Origin of the sequence: Streptomyces sp. NBC_00259, from assembly GCF_036181745.1 — a bacterium.
Taxonomy (GTDB): domain Bacteria; phylum Actinomycetota; class Actinomycetes; order Streptomycetales; family Streptomycetaceae; genus Streptomyces; species Streptomyces pratisoli.
Genome location: NZ_CP108080.1, coordinates 3,987,933 through 4,004,265, shown reverse-complemented (window position 1 = coordinate 4,004,265; position 16,333 = coordinate 3,987,933). Strand labels below are relative to the sequence as shown.

17 protein-coding genes and 1 tRNA gene are annotated in these 16,333 nt (G+C 70.8%); 10 read left to right on the top strand and 8 right to left on the bottom strand.

The window, feature by feature from the left end:
- The first annotated feature begins 33 nt into the window (after positions 1–33).
- The 6 genes from paaA to OG766_RS17990 all read left to right on the top strand — a co-directional run bounded on the left by paaA (position 34) and on the right by OG766_RS17990 (position 4,866).
- Positions 34–1,059 carry a 1,2-phenylacetyl-CoA epoxidase subunit PaaA gene (gene paaA, locus OG766_RS18015; protein ID WP_328725762.1) on the top strand — a complete coding sequence of 342 codons (1,026 nt, stop codon included), beginning with the start codon at positions 34–36 and terminating at the stop codon, positions 1,057–1,059.
- Entirely contained in the window at positions 1,056–1,346 is a 291-nt protein-coding gene (gene paaB / locus OG766_RS18010; RefSeq protein ID WP_266380441.1) for a 1,2-phenylacetyl-CoA epoxidase subunit PaaB, read from the top strand. Before paaA ends, paaB begins: the two co-directional genes overlap by 4 nt.
- Positions 1,343–2,044, top strand: coding sequence for a 1,2-phenylacetyl-CoA epoxidase subunit PaaC (paaC, locus tag OG766_RS18005; protein ID WP_328725761.1), 702 nt, complete (start codon positions 1,343–1,345; stop codon positions 2,042–2,044). Before paaB ends, paaC begins: the two co-directional genes overlap by 4 nt.
- Entirely contained in the window at positions 2,038–2,532 is a 495-nt protein-coding gene (gene paaD / locus OG766_RS18000) for a 1,2-phenylacetyl-CoA epoxidase subunit PaaD (protein ID WP_328725760.1), read from the top strand. The genes paaC and paaD overlap by 7 nt, the downstream gene beginning before the upstream one ends.
- Positions 2,533–3,585: a 2Fe-2S iron-sulfur cluster-binding protein gene (locus OG766_RS17995; protein WP_328725759.1), complete on the top strand. Its 1,053-nt coding sequence runs from the start codon at positions 2,533–2,535 to the stop codon at positions 3,583–3,585.
- A gap of 120 nt (positions 3,586–3,705) precedes the next feature.
- Positions 3,706–4,866 carry an acyl-CoA dehydrogenase family protein gene (locus OG766_RS17990; RefSeq protein WP_328725758.1) on the top strand — a complete coding sequence of 387 codons (1,161 nt, stop codon included), beginning with the start codon at positions 3,706–3,708 and terminating at the stop codon, positions 4,864–4,866.
- A gap of 44 nt (positions 4,867–4,910) precedes the next feature.
- Here OG766_RS17990 and OG766_RS17985 read toward each other — a convergent pair whose 3' ends face one another.
- The 4 genes from OG766_RS17985 to OG766_RS17970 all read right to left on the bottom strand — a co-directional run bounded on the left by OG766_RS17985 (position 4,911) and on the right by OG766_RS17970 (position 8,386).
- Positions 4,911–5,255 (bottom strand): rhodanese-like domain-containing protein, encoded by a 345-nt coding sequence (locus tag OG766_RS17985; protein WP_266380422.1) that lies wholly within the window; start codon positions 5,253–5,255, stop codon positions 4,911–4,913.
- An 84-nt stretch (positions 5,256–5,339) separates the two neighbouring features.
- Positions 5,340–6,284: a J domain-containing protein gene (locus OG766_RS17980; protein ID WP_266380417.1), complete on the bottom strand. Its 945-nt coding sequence runs from the start codon at positions 6,282–6,284 to the stop codon at positions 5,340–5,342.
- Between the two features lie 59 nt (positions 6,285–6,343).
- Positions 6,344–7,786, bottom strand: coding sequence for a DUF2252 domain-containing protein (locus OG766_RS17975; RefSeq protein ID WP_266380412.1), 1,443 nt, complete (start codon positions 7,784–7,786; stop codon positions 6,344–6,346).
- A 243-nt stretch (positions 7,787–8,029) separates the two neighbouring features.
- Positions 8,030–8,386 (bottom strand): winged helix-turn-helix transcriptional regulator, encoded by a 357-nt coding sequence (locus OG766_RS17970; RefSeq protein WP_266380410.1) that lies wholly within the window; start codon positions 8,384–8,386, stop codon positions 8,030–8,032.
- A gap of 135 nt (positions 8,387–8,521) precedes the next feature.
- Here OG766_RS17970 and OG766_RS17965 point away from each other — a divergent pair, with 135 nt between their 5' ends.
- Positions 8,522–9,136, top strand: a complete 615-nt coding sequence (locus tag OG766_RS17965) for an FMN-dependent NADH-azoreductase (RefSeq protein ID WP_266380407.1) — start codon at positions 8,522–8,524, stop codon at positions 9,134–9,136.
- 110 nt (positions 9,137–9,246) lie between these two features.
- On the opposite strand, the gene OG766_RS17960 is transcribed toward OG766_RS17965, so the two are convergent.
- From OG766_RS17960 to OG766_RS17945, 4 genes are all read right to left on the bottom strand, one after another.
- A complete protein-coding gene (locus OG766_RS17960) occupies positions 9,247–9,906 on the bottom strand; it encodes a response regulator transcription factor (RefSeq protein WP_328725757.1) in 660 nt (219 codons plus the stop codon).
- A gap of 31 nt (positions 9,907–9,937) precedes the next feature.
- Complete coding sequence (locus OG766_RS17955; RefSeq protein ID WP_328725756.1) at positions 9,938–11,689, bottom strand: sensor histidine kinase; 1,752 nt, start codon at positions 11,687–11,689, stop codon at positions 9,938–9,940.
- A 98-nt stretch (positions 11,690–11,787) separates the two neighbouring features.
- Positions 11,788–12,357 carry a hypothetical protein gene (locus OG766_RS17950; protein WP_328725755.1) on the bottom strand — a complete coding sequence of 190 codons (570 nt, stop codon included), beginning with the start codon at positions 12,355–12,357 and terminating at the stop codon, positions 11,788–11,790.
- Positions 12,358–12,669: 312 nt separating this feature from the next.
- Positions 12,670–12,756, bottom strand: a tRNA-Leu gene (locus OG766_RS17945).
- A 506-nt stretch (positions 12,757–13,262) separates the two neighbouring features.
- Between OG766_RS17945 and OG766_RS17940 the strand changes: the two genes are divergently transcribed.
- The 3 genes from OG766_RS17940 (at position 13,263) to OG766_RS17930 (ending at position 16,311) form a co-directional block, all read left to right on the top strand.
- Positions 13,263–14,135: a DUF3662 and FHA domain-containing protein gene (locus OG766_RS17940; protein WP_328725754.1), complete on the top strand. Its 873-nt coding sequence runs from the start codon at positions 13,263–13,265 to the stop codon at positions 14,133–14,135.
- Positions 14,136–14,145: 10 nt separating this feature from the next.
- Positions 14,146–14,658, top strand: a complete 513-nt coding sequence (locus OG766_RS17935; RefSeq protein ID WP_266380397.1) for an FHA domain-containing protein FhaB/FipA — start codon at positions 14,146–14,148, stop codon at positions 14,656–14,658.
- Positions 14,659–14,811: 153 nt separating this feature from the next.
- Complete coding sequence (locus OG766_RS17930) at positions 14,812–16,311, top strand: Stp1/IreP family PP2C-type Ser/Thr phosphatase (RefSeq protein ID WP_266380395.1); 1,500 nt, start codon at positions 14,812–14,814, stop codon at positions 16,309–16,311.
- Positions 16,312–16,333 lie beyond the last annotated feature (22 nt).

Sequence of the window (16,333 nt, the reverse complement as noted above, 5' to 3'; positions counted from 1 at the left end):
ATTCAACCGAACGATCGGTCGGTAGGGAGCTCGATGACGGCAGTGACTGCAGAGACGACTGCGGCTACGACGCACCAGGCGCGCTTCGACGCTGCCGTGGCCGCCGACGAGCGCATCGAGCCTCGCGACTGGATGCCCGACGACTACCGCGCGTCGCTGATCCGCCAGATGGCGCAGCACGCGCACTCCGAGATCATCGGCATGCAGCCCGAGGCGAACTGGATCACCCGCGCGCCTTCCCTGCGCCGCAAGGCCATCCTGATGGCCAAGGTGCAGGACGAGGCGGGCCACGGTCTGTATCTCTACAGCGCGACGGAAACGCTGGGAGCCGGCCGGGACGAGCTGCTCGACAAGCTCCACTCGGGCCGCCAGAAGTACTCGTCGATCTTCAACTACCCGACGCTGACCTGGGCCGACGTCGGCGCGATCGGCTGGCTGGTGGACGGCGCCGCGATCACCAACCAGGTGCCGCTGTGCCGCTGCTCCTACGGTCCGTACGCCCGCGCGATGGTCCGGATCTGCAAGGAGGAGTCCTTCCACCAGCGCCAGGGGTACGAGTTGCTGCTGGCGCTCTCCCAGGGCACCCCGGCCCAGCACGAGATGGCGCAGGACGCGGTGGACCGCTGGTGGTGGCCGTCCCTGATGATGTTCGGCCCTCCGGACGACGCCTCGGCCCACTCGGCCCAGTCCATGGCCTGGAAGATCAAGCGCCATTCGAACGACGAGCTGCGCCAGCGCTTCGTCGACATCTGCGTCCCGCAGGCGGAAGCCCTGGGCCTCACCCTGCCGGACCCGGACCTCCGCTGGAACGAGGAGCGGGGGCATCACGACTTCGGCGCGATCGACTGGGACGAGTTCTGGCAGGTCCTGAAGGGCAATGGACCGTGCAACGAGCAGCGGATCAGCCAGCGGCTCAAGGCCCACGAGGAAGGCGCCTGGGTGCGTGAGGCGGCCGCCGCCTACGCCGCCAGGGCCGCGTCGAAGAAGTCGGCGGCGTCGGACGAGTCGGACGGGTCGGGCGAGAAGCGCGACGAGGCACAGGTGGAGGCGACGGCATGAGCAGCTCGACGGACTGGCCGCTGTGGGAGGTGTTCGTGCGCTCGCGCCGCGGGCTGTCGCACACCCACGCGGGGAGCCTGCACGCGCCGGACGCCGAGATGGCGCTGCGCAACGCCCGCGATCTGTACACCCGGCGCAATGAGGGCGTCTCCATCTGGGTGGTGCCGTCCACGGCGATCACCGCCTCGTCCCCGGACGAGAAGGACCCGTTCTTCGAGCCGTCCGCGGACAAGCCCTACCGGCACCCGACCTTCTACGAGATCCCGGAAGGGGTGAAGCACCTGTGAGCGCCGCACTCGCGCTGGGCGACGACGCGCTGGTGCTCTCGCACCGGCTGGGGGAGTGGGCCGGGCACGCCCCGGTCCTGGAGGAGGAGGTCGCGCTGGCCAATATCGCGCTCGACCTGCTGGGACAGGCCAGGACGCTCCTCTCCCTCGTCGGCGACGAGGACGAGCTGGCGTATCTCCGCGAGGAGCGGGCCTTCCGCAACCTCCAGCTGGTGGAGCAGCCGAACGGCGACTTCGCGCACACGATCGCCCGCCAGCTCTACTTCTCCACGTTCCAGCGGCTGCTGTTCGGACAACTGGCGACGGGTGGCGGCGAGTTCGCGGCACTGGCGGCGAAGGCGGTCAAGGAGGTCGCCTACCACCAGGACCACGCCGAGCAGTGGACCCTGCGGCTGGGCGACGGCACGGCCGAGAGCCGTGAGCGGATGCAGCGCGCCTGTGACGCACTGTGGCGGTTCACCGGAGAGATGTTCCAGCCGGTCGAAGGCGTGGACGCGGACTGGGAGGCGCTTCGCTCGGGCTGGCTGGAGTCGGTGACGGCGGTGCTGGAGCGCGCCACCCTGACCGTGCCGGACACGGCGGACACCGGCGCCTGGTCGGCCGGTGCCGGGCGCCAGGGGCTGCACACGGAGTCGTTCGGGCGGATGCTGGCCGAGATGCAGCATCTGCACCGGAGCCACCCGGGGGCGTCATGGTGACCGACACGGTGCTGGAGGCCGAGCTGCGCCGGCTGGCGGGATCCGTGCCCGATCCGGAGCTGCCGGTGCTGACGCTGGAGGAGCTCGGAGTGCTCCGCGGGGTGCAGATCCTCGCCCCGGGCAAGGTCGAGGTCGAGCTGACCCCCACCTACACCGGCTGCCCCGCCATCGAGGCGATGACCTCGGACATCGAGCGGGTGCTGCACGAGCACGGCATACCGGAGGTCTCGGTGGTCAAGGTGCTCTCCCCGGCCTGGTCCACGGACGACATCAGTGCCGACGGCAGGCGCAAGCTCGAGGAGTTCGGGATAGCGCCGCCTCGGCCGGGCGCCATGGACGGGACGGTGCCGCTCACGCTCACCGTCCGCTGCCCGCACTGCGGCTCCACGGACACGGAGCTGCTGAGCCGGTTCTCCTCCACCGCGTGCAAGGCGCTGCGCCGCTGCGTGGCCTGCCGCGAACCGTTCGACCACTTCAAGGAGTTGTAGATGTTCCATCCGCTCCGGGTCAGCGAGGTCGAACGGCTCACGGACGACTCTGTGGCCGTCACCCTCACGGTCCCCGCAGAGCTGCGGGAGGCCTTCCGCCATACGCCGGGCCAGCACATCGCGCTGCGCCGCACGGGTGCGAACGGCGAGGAGATCCGGCGTACGTACTCGATCTGCTCCCCTGCCGCCCTCACCGGTGAGGATCCCGTGCTGCGCGTGGGCATCCGGCTGGTCGACGGCGGCGAGTTCTCGACGTACGCCCTCAAGGAGCTCTCGGTCGGGGACACGGTCGAGGTCATGCAGCCGATGGGCCGGTTCGTCCTGGAGCCACGCGCCGGGCATTTCGCGGCGATCGTCGGCGGCAGTGGTGTCACGCCGGTGCTGTCGATCGCGGCGACCCTGCTGGCACGGCAGCCGGAGGCCCGGTTCTGTCTGATCCGCAGCGACCGCACGGCGGCCTCGACGATGTTCCTGGAAGAGGTGGCCGACCTCAAGGACCGCTATCCGGACCGCTTTCAGCTGGTCACGGTGCTCTCCCGGGAGGAGCAGCAGGCGGGGCTTCCGTCGGGCCGGCTCGACCAGGAGCGGCTGACTGCGCTGCTGCCGGCGCTGCTCCCGGTGCCCGAGGTGGACGGCTGGTTCCTGTGCGGGCCGTTCGGGCTGGTCCAGGGTGCGGAGCGGACTCTGCGCGGGCTGGGCGTCGACCGGAGCCGCATCCATGAGGAGATCTTCCATGTCGACGATGCCCCTGCCCCGGCTCCGGTCGCGGCACCCGAGCACAGCAGGCTGACGGCGACACTGGACGGTCGCTCCGGCTCCTGGCCGGTGCAGGAGGGCGAGTCGCTGCTGGAGACGGTGCTGCGGGCCCGCTCCGACGCGCCGTACGCCTGCAAGGGCGGGGTCTGCGGCACGTGCCGAGCGTTCCTGGTCTCGGGCGAGGTCCGGATGGACCGCAACTTCGCCCTGGAGCAGGAGGAGACGGACGCCGGCTATGTGCTGGCCTGCCAGTCCCGTCCCATGACGTCCGACGTGGAGCTCGACTTCGACCGCTGACGCCGTTCCTTTTCACCGACTCCTGCTCTATCTTGACGGTCCGTCAGATATCTGGTGCCGGGCACCGGATGACGGACGACAGGACCGTGGGCCGGAACCGGTGCGTGGGAGGACTGGGCTGTGGACTTCACCTTCACCGAGGAACAGCAGGCGGCCGTCGAGGCGGCGAAGGCGGTCTTCTCGGGTGTCGCGCCCGACGGGGTGCCGAGCCCCGCGCTCACCCCGGGTGCGGTGGCCGACGACATCGACCGGGCCCTGTGGGCCAGGCTCGCGGAGGCCGATCTGCTCAGCCTCGTGATCGGCCCCGAGCACGACGGGGCGGGGCTGGATCCCATCGCGCTCTGTCTCGTGCTGCGTGAATCGGCGAAGGTGCTGGCCCGGGTGCCGTTGCTGGAGACCAGCGCCGTCGCGATGACCTTGCAGCGTCATGGCGGCGCCGAGCTGGGCTCCCGGCTCCTCCCGCGCATCGGCCGCGGCGAGTTGGTGCTGACCGCCGCGGCCAACGGCCGCACCGGCCACGACCCGGCCGAACGCGCCGTCACCGCCCGTCGTGAGCCCGGTGACGCCACCGCCTGGACCCTCGACGGAGTCCAGACCGCGGTGCCATGGGCGCAGATCGCGGACGTCATCGCCGTGCCCGCGCATGCCGAGGACGGCCGCGCCGTGCTCGCTCTGGTCGCCCGGGACCGGGACGGGGTCGCCCTGGCCGAGCAGGTGTCCACCAGTGGCGAGCTGTTCGCCGAGGTCCGGCTGGACGCCGTGCGGATCGACGACAGTGAGATGATCGACGCCGAGGGCGCCTGGGAATGGCTGCGAGAACTGCTCGCGACGGGGACCTGTGCGCTCGCCCTCGGCCTCGGCGAGCGCGTGCTGGCGATGACGAGTGAATACACGGGCAAGCGCGAGCAGTTCGGCTTTCCCGTCGCCACCTTCCAGGCCGTGGCCGTGCAGGCCGCCGACCGCTTCATCGATCTGCGTGCCATGGAGGCCACCCTCTGGCAGGCCGCCTGGCGGCTCACCGCCTCCGAGAAGCGGGGCGGTGCGGCGAGTGGGGCGCTGCCGCTGTACGGCGATGTGGCGGTCGCGAAGATCTGGGCGTCCGAAGGCGTCCGCCGGGTCGTCCAGACCGCACAGCATCTGCACGGCGGTTTCGGAGCGGACACCGACTACCCACTGCACCGGTATCACGCCTGGGCCAAGCAGCTCGAGCTGTCCCTCGGCCCGGCCGCGGCCCATGAGGAGGCCCTGGGAGATCTGCTCGCCACCCACCCCCTCGGCTGACGGGCCGACGCACCGACCACGCGGGTCCAGGGTGCGACGAAGGTCTAGAGGACGAAGGCCGGGGTCCCGTTGTCCGTGGTCATCGGGCGCCCGGCGGAGTCCCAGGCCTGCATCCCGCCGTCGATGTTCACGGCGTCGATGCCCTGCTGGACCAGGTACTGGGTGACCTGGGCGGACCGGCCACCGACCCGGCACATCACATAGGCACGGCGCCCTTCGGCCACGGCTTCGGTGACCTCACCGAAGCGGGCCACGAAGTCGCTCATCGGAATGTGCAGGGCGCCCTCGACATGACCGGCCGCCCACTCGTCGTCCTCCCGGACATCGAGCACCAGACCGTCGGCAGGCACGGACGCGACGTCCACCGAGGGCAGCGGGGCGAAATTCATGGCTCTGGCCTTCTCTCGTACCGGCGTCTTGTGGCCTCGTGCCCGGGCCGCCGACGCGGAACGGACGAGGAACCTCCTGAAAACCTACTGCACCAAGGCGGCCAGCTCGGCCTCGCGCTCCGCGACCTGCGCCAGCAGCTGCTCCGCGATCTCCTCCAGCAGCCGGTCCGGGTCGTCCGGCGCCATCCGCAGCATCGCGCCGATCGCGCTCTCCTCCAGATCCTGGGCGACCACCGTCAGCAGTTCCTTGCGCCGCGCGAGCCAATCGAGGCGGGCGTAGAGCTCCTCGGCCTCGCCGAGCCGTGGCTCCTCAGGCACGGGGCCGGCCTCCCACTCCCGCGTCAGCTCCCGCAGCATGGACTCGTCCCCGCGCCCGTACGCGACGTTCACCCGGGTGATGAACTCCTCGCGCCGCTCCCGCTCCTTGTCGTCCTGCGCAAGGTCCGGGTGGGCCTTGCGGGCCAGCTCGCGGTAGAGCTTGCGGGCCTCGTCCGTGGGCCGAACCCGCTTCGGGGGCTGCACGGCCCGATCGGTCAGCATCGCCGCGGCCTCGGGCGAGAGGCCGTCGGAGTCGATCCAGCTGTGGAAGAGCTCCTCGACGCCGGGCATCGGCATCACCATGGCCCGGGCCTCCTGCGCCTTGCGCAGATCCTCCGGGTCACCGGTCCGGGCCGCGCGCGCCTCGGCGATCTGGGCGTCCAGCTCATCGAGACGGGAGTACATCGGGCCGAGCTTCTGGTGATGCAGCCGGGAGAAGTTCTCCACCTCGACCCGGAAGGTCTCGACAGCGATCTCGAACTCGATCAGTGCCTGCTCGGCCGCGCGCACGGCCTTCTCCAGCCGGTCCTCGGGCCGCTCGGCATCCGCCGCGTCCTGCCCACTCCCGGCACCCGGAGCACCCTCGGGGGCCGGAGCACCCTCGGTGGCCGGCTCGTCCTCGGAGCCCTGCACGTTCTGCTCGTCCACGCGGTGGTCGTCCTGCTCGTCGTCGTTCGGGGCGGCCGAGCCCCCGGGAGCGTCCTGGGTCACCCGCCCAGCGTATGGCAGAGCCCCGGCCGCCCCGACGGGCGGACGGGACCGGGATCCCGTCACACCCCCAGCTCGGCGGCTATCCGTCCGTTCCGGACCGCCGCCACCAGCTCGGCATGGTCCGCCTCCGTACGGTCCGCGTACAGCACCGAGAAGCCGGCCACGGCCTCGTCCAGCTCCTCGTTCTTGCCGCAGTAGCCGGCGACCAGCCGGGGATCGACGCTGTGAGCGTGCGCCCTGGCCAGCAGCGCACCGGTCATGCGCGCGTAGTCGTCCACCTGGTCGGCCGCGAGGGCCGCCGGGTCCACGCTGCCCTTGCGGTTCCTGAACTGCCGCACCTGGAAGGGCCTGCCCTCGACCGTCGTCCAGCCCAGCAGGAGGTCGCTGACCACCTGCATCCGCTTCTGTCCCTGCACGACGCGCTGTCCTTCGTGCGCCACCTCGGGCACGTCGAAGCCCGCGGCCGACAGATGGGGCAGCAGAGCGGACGCGCGCGCCTCCTTCACCTGGAGCACGAGCGGCTCGCCGCGGTGGTCTATCAGCAGCACCACATACGACCGTGTCCCCACGCTTCCGGTGCCGACCACCCGGAACGCCACATCGTGGATCGCGTACCGCGCGAGCAGCGGCAGCCGGTCCTCCGAGAGCGTCTCCAGATATCCGCCCAGCGCCCCGGCCACGGCGGCGGCCTCCGCGTCGGGCACCCGTCGCAGCACCGGAGGGGCGTCCACGAAGCGCCGGCCACCGTCCGGGCCGGCCTCGGTCGACTTGGCGGCGAACCGCGCGCTCGTGTTGCTCCTGGCCTTCTCCGAGACCCGCTCCAGCGTGCCGAGCAGGTCCCGGGCGTCGGTGTGCGAGACGAGCTCCTCGTCCGCGATCGCGTTCCACGCGTCGAGGACCGGGAGCTTGGCCAGCAGCCGCATGGTCCGCCGATACGCCCCGGCCACGTCGAAAGCCGCCTTGCGGCAGGTGTCCTCGTCGGCGCCCGCCTCCCGCCCGGCGAGCACGATCGAAGCGGCCAGCCGCTTGAGGTCCCATTCCCACGGGCCGGTCACGGTCTCGTCGAAGTCGTTCAGATCGATCACGAGACGGCCTCGGGCGTCGCCGTACAGCCCGAAGTTCGCCGCATGCGCGTCGCCGCAGATCTGGGCCGTGATGCCGGTGACCGGCGTGCCCACCAGGTCATGGGCCATCAGCCCGGCTGCGCCGCGCAGAAAGGCGAAGGGGGTGGCGGCCATCCTTCCCACCCGGATCGGCGCGAGCTCGGGGACCCGGCCATGGCTGGACTCCTCCACGGCCCGCAGCGCGTCCGGCCTCCCCGAGGCGACCACGATCGAGTCGTGCGAGGAGCGCGGCACCTGGCCTCGCAACGCCTTGCCCGCCTGCTTCGGGGAGTCCGGCACACCACCCGGCACGCGCCGGGCGAATCCGGAGACCTCCGGCACCCGCGCCTCTCCCGGGACCGTCCGCTGGACCGGCACCACTGCTTCGGCCTCACCCATGGCGGGACCGCCTCCCCCGTCGTCGCACAACATCAACTGCCCAAGACCGTACCGGCACGCCCGCCTGCCGTCTCCCCCTGTGGATAACCCCGGAATCGACCGCTCCGACCGCTCCGCCGCGACGGACAGGGGAGCCGTCGCATCAAGGGAGCCGCCGCATCAAGGGAGCCGCCGCTCCGTCGGGACGGGCATGCAGCCGGCGCGCCCAGGACCGCGCGCACGGCTCGTCTCGCTCGGACGGGATCAGCAGGCGCGGCCCCCGGGCACCCCGCCCGGCAGGTGTGTCTCCGCCCACTGCCCCAGTTCCTTGAGGGCGGGTTCGAGCGCCGCACCGGCCTCCGTGAGCCGGTAGGCCACACGCAGCGGCGGCCCTTCGTCGACCTCGCGTACGACAAGCCCGGCCGCGGCGAGTTCGGTCAGCCGGTCGGAGAGCATGCGCTCGCTGATGCCCGGGATCGCCCGTCGCAGCTCGGCGAAGTAGACGGGCCGCTGCATGAGCACGGACACGATGAGCCCGGTCCAGCGCTTCCCGAACAGCTCGAAGACGCGCGTGATACCCCCGTCGACCTGTCTGCACGCGTGCTCGTCGTGGTCCGCCATGGCTCCAGACTACTGCCCACACGTGAGGGGATGAAAAAAAGTAAGCACCTGTGTTATTTGTAGTTACGAACGGAACTACCGGCAGGCAGGGGCTTCCTCCCTGCCTCCCCACGCCACCCATTTCTGGAGAGCACCATGGCCACGCTGCTGCACATCGATTCCGCCGTCTTCCCGCAGGGCTCCGCATCGCGCGAGGTCACCAGCACCTTCGTGAAGACCTGGCTGGAGGAGCACCCCGAGGGCAAGGTCGTCTACCGAGATCTGGCCGCGAACCCGCTGCCCCACCTGGACTTCGCCGCGGTCTCCGCCGGCGCGCAGAACACGCTCCGGGCCGAGCTGGCCGACGAGCTGGCGGCGGCCGACGCCGTGCTGATCGGCGCACCCATGTACAACTTCACGATCCCCTCCACGCTGAAGGCATGGCTGGACCAGGTGATCATCGTGGGCCACAACGCGGGCAGCCCGGACGGGCCGGTGGCGAGCATCCCGTTCACCGTGGTCGCCAGCCGTGGTGGCTCCTACGCTCCCGGCACTCCGCGTGCGGACTTCGAGTTCGTCCAGAACTACATGGAGAAGGTGCTCGGCGGGATGTTCGGCGCCAGCGTCGACTTCATCGTTCCCGAGCTGACGCTGGCGCCCAGCAAGCCCGAGATGGCGGAGCTCGTACCCCTCGCCGAGGCCTCCCGCTCCAAGGCGTTCGAGGACGCGGTGCAGAAGGCCAAGGATCTGGCGGCGCGGCTCGCCGCGTAACGGCTCCGGTGGGCGGCTCGGCAGAGGCGGCCGGGCCGCCGCCGACCACCGCCCACTCCCGCCGGCCTCCGAGCCGCCCCCGGTGCTCGGGGCCGCCCCGGTGCTCGGACCTACAGCCCCGCGTCCCGGGCCAGCAGCGCCGCCTGCACCCGGTTCTCGCAGTCCAGCTTGGACAGGATCCGGCTCACATACGTCTTCACGGTGGCCTCGCTCATGTGCAGCCGGCGCCCCGCGTCCGCGTTCGACAGCCCCTCCCCGAGCAGCGCCAGTACGTCACGCTCCCGGGCGCTCAACGCGGCGACCCTCGCCCTGGCCTCCTCGTCGCGCACCGCGGCCCTCCCCGAGGCCAGCTGGTCCACGACATGACGCGTGGCGGCCGGCGAGAGATAGGCGTTCCCGGCGGCAGCCGCCCGCACGGCCCGGATCAGCTCCGCGGGAGCGGTGTCCTTCAGCAGGAATCCCGCGCCGCCGTGCTCCAGCGCCCGCAGGACGTTCTCGCGCTCGCCGAAGGTCGTGAGCACGATCACCCGTGCCGCCGGTACAGCCCGGCGCAGTTCGGGCAGGGCGGTGAGCCCGTCCATGACCGGCATCTGGATGTCGAGCAGCACCACGTCCGCGCCGTGGGAGCGGGCGAGTTCGACGGCCTCGCGGCCGTTGGCGCCCTCCGCCACCACTTCGATCTCCTGGTCGGAAGTGAGGATCATCCGGATCCCGGCCCGGATCAACGGCTCGTCGTCGGCGATCACGACCCTGATCGGCGAACCGGTCACAGTGCCCCCTCTGCTTCCCCCAGCGCCTGGACTAGCGCTTGACCTCATAGGACTTCTTCTCGACCAGCTTGCCGTCCTCGAAGCAGAACCGGAACACCGGTTCCGTCTCCCAGCTCTCCCCCAGTTCGGAGGACAGCAGCACGAGGCATCGCGACCCCTTCGGTTGCTCCGGCCCCTTGTCGCCCAGCCCCGCGGTCGCGATCGTGTCGCCGCTCGGCAGCTGGTCGCGTACGTCCTTCTCCGCCATGCCGACCTCGATGGCCTCGTACTCGGCGGGCTCGATCATGCCCTTGTCCATGGACCCGACCATGAAGAACACCCCGAAGAGAGCCGCCGCCCCGAGCAGTGCGACCGCGGCCACCGCGATGCCGCATCCCACGGCGACACCACCGACCCCGCTGCCGCGGGCGCCGCGGCCCATCGCCCACTCCCGCTCGCCCTCCCGGACACTCCAGTCCATGGCGGGAAGACCGTTCCCGGCGAGGGCACCCGGCGACTGCCACCGGGCGTCGACCGCCACGTCACCGGAGGGCCTGACCTCGGCGAAGGAGGACTCTGTGTACGGCACGGCCTCCACGACGCCGTACGGCAGGACGCCGGCGACCCGGAAGCCTCCCTCGGTAGCCGCGCCGGCGTGCACCATGCCGCCGACGAGCCGGGCGCGCTCGTACAGACCCGTCAGGCCCTGCCCGCCGCTGACGACCTCACCGCCGGTGCCCACGGCCGCGCCGTTGACGATCTCGACGACGAGGGAATCGGGTTCGTACCGCAGTTCCACGGTGATCGCCGCCCCGGGCGCGTGCTTGAAGGCATTGGTCAGCGCCTCCTGGGCGATGCGGTACGCCGCGTGGTCGGCTGCCGCGGCAAGTGGTCTGGCCTCTCCCGAGTGCCGCAACTCCACCATGCTGCCCGCGGCCTTGGCCGACTCGACCAGATCCGCGATGCCCGCCGTCCCCCGCGCGGCCCGCCCCGACTCGTCCACGGACTCGGGAGCAGGCGCCTCGACCCCGTCCCTGAGGATGCCCACGACCTCGCGCAGCTCGTGCATCGCGGTCACCGAGGCCTCCCGCAGCACCCCGACCGCCTCCCGCTGGCGCGTGGTCAGCTCGCGGTCGACCTCCAGCGCCCCCGTGTGCACCGAAATGAGGGCCAGTTGGTGCCCGAGGCTGTCATGCATGTCCTGGGCGATCCGCTGCCGCTCCCGCAGCCGGGCCTGCCCGGCCACCATGGCGCGTTCCCGCAGCAGTTGGCCGTTGCGTTCCTGAAGGGTGCGCAGCAGCGTCCGCCGCTGCGTCCAGTAGCGACTGGCCAGACCGGGCATGACCGTCATCGCCAGGTAGAGGAGGGTGGTGAACAGCACCAGGCTCACCGAGGGCTCCGACGACCAGACCTCGACGAGCGTGAAGGCGACGCAGAGCACGTACGCGCCGATGAAGGCGCCCACGGCTCGTCTCGCTCCGGTGATCCGGTGCCCTGCCGACCATCCGACGACCAGCAGCAGCGGCAGGAACCCGTTGCCCACCGGCGCCAGTGCGGCGGTCACCGTCAGCACGGTCGCCGGCAGTCGCCGTCGCATCAGCGACAGGACGGCGATCGTGACGGCCTCGCCGAGCACCAACGGCCCGGGCGCCGCCAGCAACTGGCCGAGAGCTGCCCCCATGAGCCCCAGCACCAGCGCGACGACGCTCTCGCCCGCCAGCCTGCGCCGTGACCACAACTCCGGCGCGGCCACCCACTGCCAGCCCGCCCGTACTCCGGTTCGTATCCCCCGTGACGCGTCCACGACCGCACCTTAGGCAGCCGACGCTCCCCCCACTGCCCACTTTCGTCGCACGACCGCACGACGAAGGTCGCGGTTCCGGCGAAGCCGGGAGCCTGCCGTCATCCCTGCCGGTAGGCGTTGCCCTCCTCGTTGAGCAGCATGTGGCCGGGGTCGAGGGCGACGGCCGCACGGGCCCGCTCCAGGAGCCAGGTCAGGGGAGGAAGCGGGGCGAGGCCGAGCCGGTCGAGGATCTCGGCGCGCATCCCGGGGAGGTCCTCGATCTCCGTGGCCTCGATGTAGTCCTCGTCCTCCTCGTCGCGCAGCGCCTCGAGCGCCTGCTCGTCCATCACCAGGCCGTTCCGCTCCCGGTGCAGGGCTTCCCCGGAGCACGGCAGGCCGATCAGCAGGAGCAGCGCCTCCCGGAGATCGGTACCGATCACCCCGGCGGAACCCTCGGAGTCCGCGAACAGCACCGGCCGGTCCTCACCGTCCCCCTCGCCGCAGAGGAAGTACGTACCGCCGCCGTGGTCCTTCGCGATCGGTTCCAACGGGGCGCCGGAGGCCAGCCGGACAGGTTCCACGTGGGTGATGGTGTCGATGAGGGTGTCGAACGCGAAGGGGAAATCGGCCAGCAGGGCCGCCTCCCGGTCGGCCCTGAGCCGCGAGAGAAGTGATCCGGAAGCAGTCATGGGCCGACCGTACAGAGAGCTCCGGACACTGCCGGCAAGACCGCCGTCCGCCGCTTTCGGCAGTCGGTCACGGCAGTCGGTGAGGGCACTCGGTCACGGCACTCGGTCGAAGATCGACCAAAGATCGGATCCCGCATCGTGACGCATGCCACGATGTGGGGCCTTTCACATGGAACCGCCCGAATCAACCCTCAGCCCGGACCGTCGGCATCGCCGCACATCGACAGCCGCACAGCGACACCAGCACAACGAGAAACGGGCCTCCACCATGACTTTCGTCTCTGGTGGAGACCCGTTTCAACGGATTTCTCCTGGTGCGCGAGGGGGGAGTTGAACCCCCACGCCCTTTCGGGCACTGGAACCTGAATCCAGCGCGTCTGCCTATTCCGCCACCCGCGCATTGGGTGTTGCCGCCGTGTCTCTCACCTGTTCGGTGCGGGCGCCTGGCGACATGCAGAAGATTAGCACGCTGCCGAGGGTGGATTCACATCCGTTGTTCCGGCCCCCGTACGACGGCTGACCACCGGGGTTCCCATGGGTTCAGCCCACTCCTGCGCGGTTAACCCGGCACGAGATGGACGAGGAGAAGACCAGGAGGAGGACCAGGAGACGGACCAGCAGACGGACGAGGCCGAAGAGGAGGACGAAGAGACGAAGAACCGGAGCGGAACCGGGCAAGCAGGGGAAGCAACGGAACGCGGCCGTCGGCACTCCTCCCGAGCGCACCTCCCCCCTCTTCCCCGAGGTGCACCCCGGGTGCGGGACACTGTCAGGAGGCCGCCTCTACGATCCGTGTGAGAGGTGACACTCATCGACGGGGCAGACAAGGGGAACCAGCCGATTTCCCGACGCGTGGATACGATCAGTAAGCAGTACCAGGACGACATCGACGGAGGAGGTGCCCTGTGGGAGTCCTGAAGCGTTTCGAACAGCGACTCGAAGGTCTGGTCAACGGCACCTTCGCCAAGGTCTTCAAGTCCGAGGTCCAGCCGGTCGAGATCGCGGGCGCCCTCCAGCGCGAGTGCGACAACAACGCGACCATCTGGAACCGTGACCGGACCGTCGTGCCCAACGACTTCATCGTGGAGCTGAGCACGCCCGACTTCGAGCGTCTCAGCCCCTACTCGGGCCAGCTCGGCGACGAGCTCTCCGGTCTGGTCCGGGACTACGCCAAGCAGCAGCGCTACACCTTCATGGGCCCCATCAAGGTCCATCTCGAGAAGGCCGACGACCTCGACACCGGTCTGTACCGGGTGCGCAGCCGTACGCTCGCGTCGAGTACGTCACAGTCGCCCGACCGCGCTCCCGCCGCCCCGGGAGCAGGTGCGGGAGGCGGCCCCGCGGCCGCCCCGCAGGGCGCCGCTCGCGGCGGCTACGGCTACCCTCCTGTCGGTGCGCCCCCCATGCCGTCCGCCCCGCCGCAAGGCTCGGGCCGTCCCGGCCAGGGAGCGTCCGCGAGCGGCCGCCCCGCGGCTCCCGGCGCCATGCCGGGTGCCCAGGTGCGCCGCTGGATCGAGATCAACGGCACACGCCACCAGATCTCCCGCCCGACGCTGGTGCTGGGCCGCAGCACCGACGCCGATGTGCGGATCGACGACCCCGGCGTCTCGCGCCGGCACTGTGAGATCCGGACCGGAACGCCCTCGACGATCCAGGATCTCGGGTCCACCAACGGCATCGTGGTGGACGGGCAGCACACCACCCGCGCTACGCTCCGCGACGGCTCGCGGATCGTCGTGGGCAGCACCACCATCGTTTACCGGCAAGCCGAAGGGTGAAGCGGGGGCAATGTCAGAGCTGACCCTGACGGTCATGCGGCTGGGTTTCCTGGCCGTTCTGTGGCTGTTCGTCATCGTGGCCGTTCAGGTCATCCGTAGCGACCTGTTCGGTACGCGCGTCACGCAGCGCGGCTCGCGCCGCAACGCCGACGCCAGACCGCAGCAGGCCGCCCGCCAGGCCGCCGCGCCTCCTCAGCAACGCCAGCAGGCCACGCGGCAGCGCCGCGGTGCGCCGACGAAGCTGGTCGTCTCCGAGGGCTCCCTCACCGGCACGACCGTCGCGCTCCAGGGCCAGACGATCACGCTGGGCCGGGCGCACGATTCCACGATCGTGCTGGACGACGACTACGCGTCGAGCCGGCATGCCAGGATCTACCCGGACCGTGACGGCCAGTGGATCGTCGAGGACCTCGGGTCCACCAATGGCACCTATCTCGACCGGACCCGACTCACCACCCCGACACCGATTCCGCTGGGCGCGCCGATCCGCATCGGCAAGACCGTCATCGAGCTGCGGAAGTAGTACGACAATGAGCGAGCGGAGCGAGCGAGCCGCGGCGGTCCGCACGGAGGACCCCGCAGCGGTCCCGGCAACGGACCGGGGCAGGCTCCCGACCGGAGGGTGGGCAGTGTGGCTCGAGACCGGCTGTACCCCGAGCCGACGGGCGAGGTGCGCATGAGTCTGTCACTGCGCTTCGCCGCCGGATCGCACAAAGGGATGATCCGGGAGGGCAACGAGGACTCCGGCTACGCCGGCCCGCGCCTTCTCGCGATCGCCGACGGCATGGGCGGCCAGGCCGCCGGTGAGGTCGCCTCCTCCGAGGTCATCTCCACGCTCGTCCAGCTCGACGACGACGTGCCCGGCTCGGACATCCTCACCTCGCTCGGCACCGCCGTGCAGCGCGCCAACGAGCAGCTGCGTGTCATGGTCGAGGAGGACCCCCAGCTCGAGGGCATGGGGACCACGCTCACCGCACTGCTCTGGACCGGTCAGCGTCTCGGCCTCGTCCACGTCGGCGACTCCCGCGCGTATCTGCTCCGCGACGGTGTGCTGACGCAGATCACCCAGGACCACACCTGGGTGCAGCGGCTCGTCGACGAGGGCCGCATCACCGAGGAAGAGGCCACCACCCACCCGCAGCGCTCCCTGCTGATGCGCGCGCTGGGCAGCGGCGACCATGTCGAGCCCGACCTGTCCATCCGTGAGGTCCGGGCCGGCGACCGCTATCTGATCTGCTCCGACGGACTGTCCGGCGTCGTCTCCCACCAGACGATGGAGGACACCCTCGCCAGCTACCAGGGCCCGCAGGAGACCGTTCAGGAGCTGATCCAGCTCGCCCTGCGCGGCGGTGGCCCCGACAACATCACCTGCATCGTCGCCGACGTCCTCGACACCGACTCGGGCGACACCCTCGCCGGGCAGCTCAGCGACATCCCCGTCGTCGTCGGCGCGGTCGCCGAGAACCAGATCCAGCTGGGCGACGGCGGAGCCATGCAGACCCCCGCGGGCCGCGCGGCCGGCCTCGGCCGGCCCGTCCCGCCGCCTCACGGAGGCGGCTTCGGCCCGCCCGGAAGCGGCGACGACGCCGGCTACGGCGGGATGCCCCCGGAGGGCAGCTTCGGCGCGTACACGGACGACGACTTCGTCAAGCCGCGCCGCGGCCGGAAGTGGCTGAAGAGATCCTTCCTCATCGTGCTGGCGCTGGGTGTCGTGGGCGGCGGTCTGTACGGCGGCTACCGCTGGACGCAGACCCAGTACTACGTCGGCGCCAACGAGAACCACATCGCGCTGTACCGGGGCATCAGCCAGGACCTGGCGTGGGTCTCGCTCTCGGACGTCGAGAAGGACCACCCCGAGATCGAACTCAAGTACCTGCCGCCCTACCAGCAGAAGCAGGTCAAGGAGACGATCACCGAGGGCAGCCTCGGTGACGCACGCGACAAGATCCAGGAACTCGCGGCGCAGGCCTCGGTCTGCAAGAAGGACGAGCAGCGCCGCGCCGCCGCGGACCGCGCGGCCGGTACGCCGCCCGGAGAGGGCCAGGCCGGAGGTACCACCGGCACGAAGCCCTCGACCCAGTCCGCCCAGACCAAGCCGACCGCAGCGACTCCCTCTCCGGGCCCCACCCTCTCGGAGGAGGAGCAGAAGCTGGCCTCGAACTGCGGAAAGCAGTAAGGACCCGTAGGGGGGCCTTTCT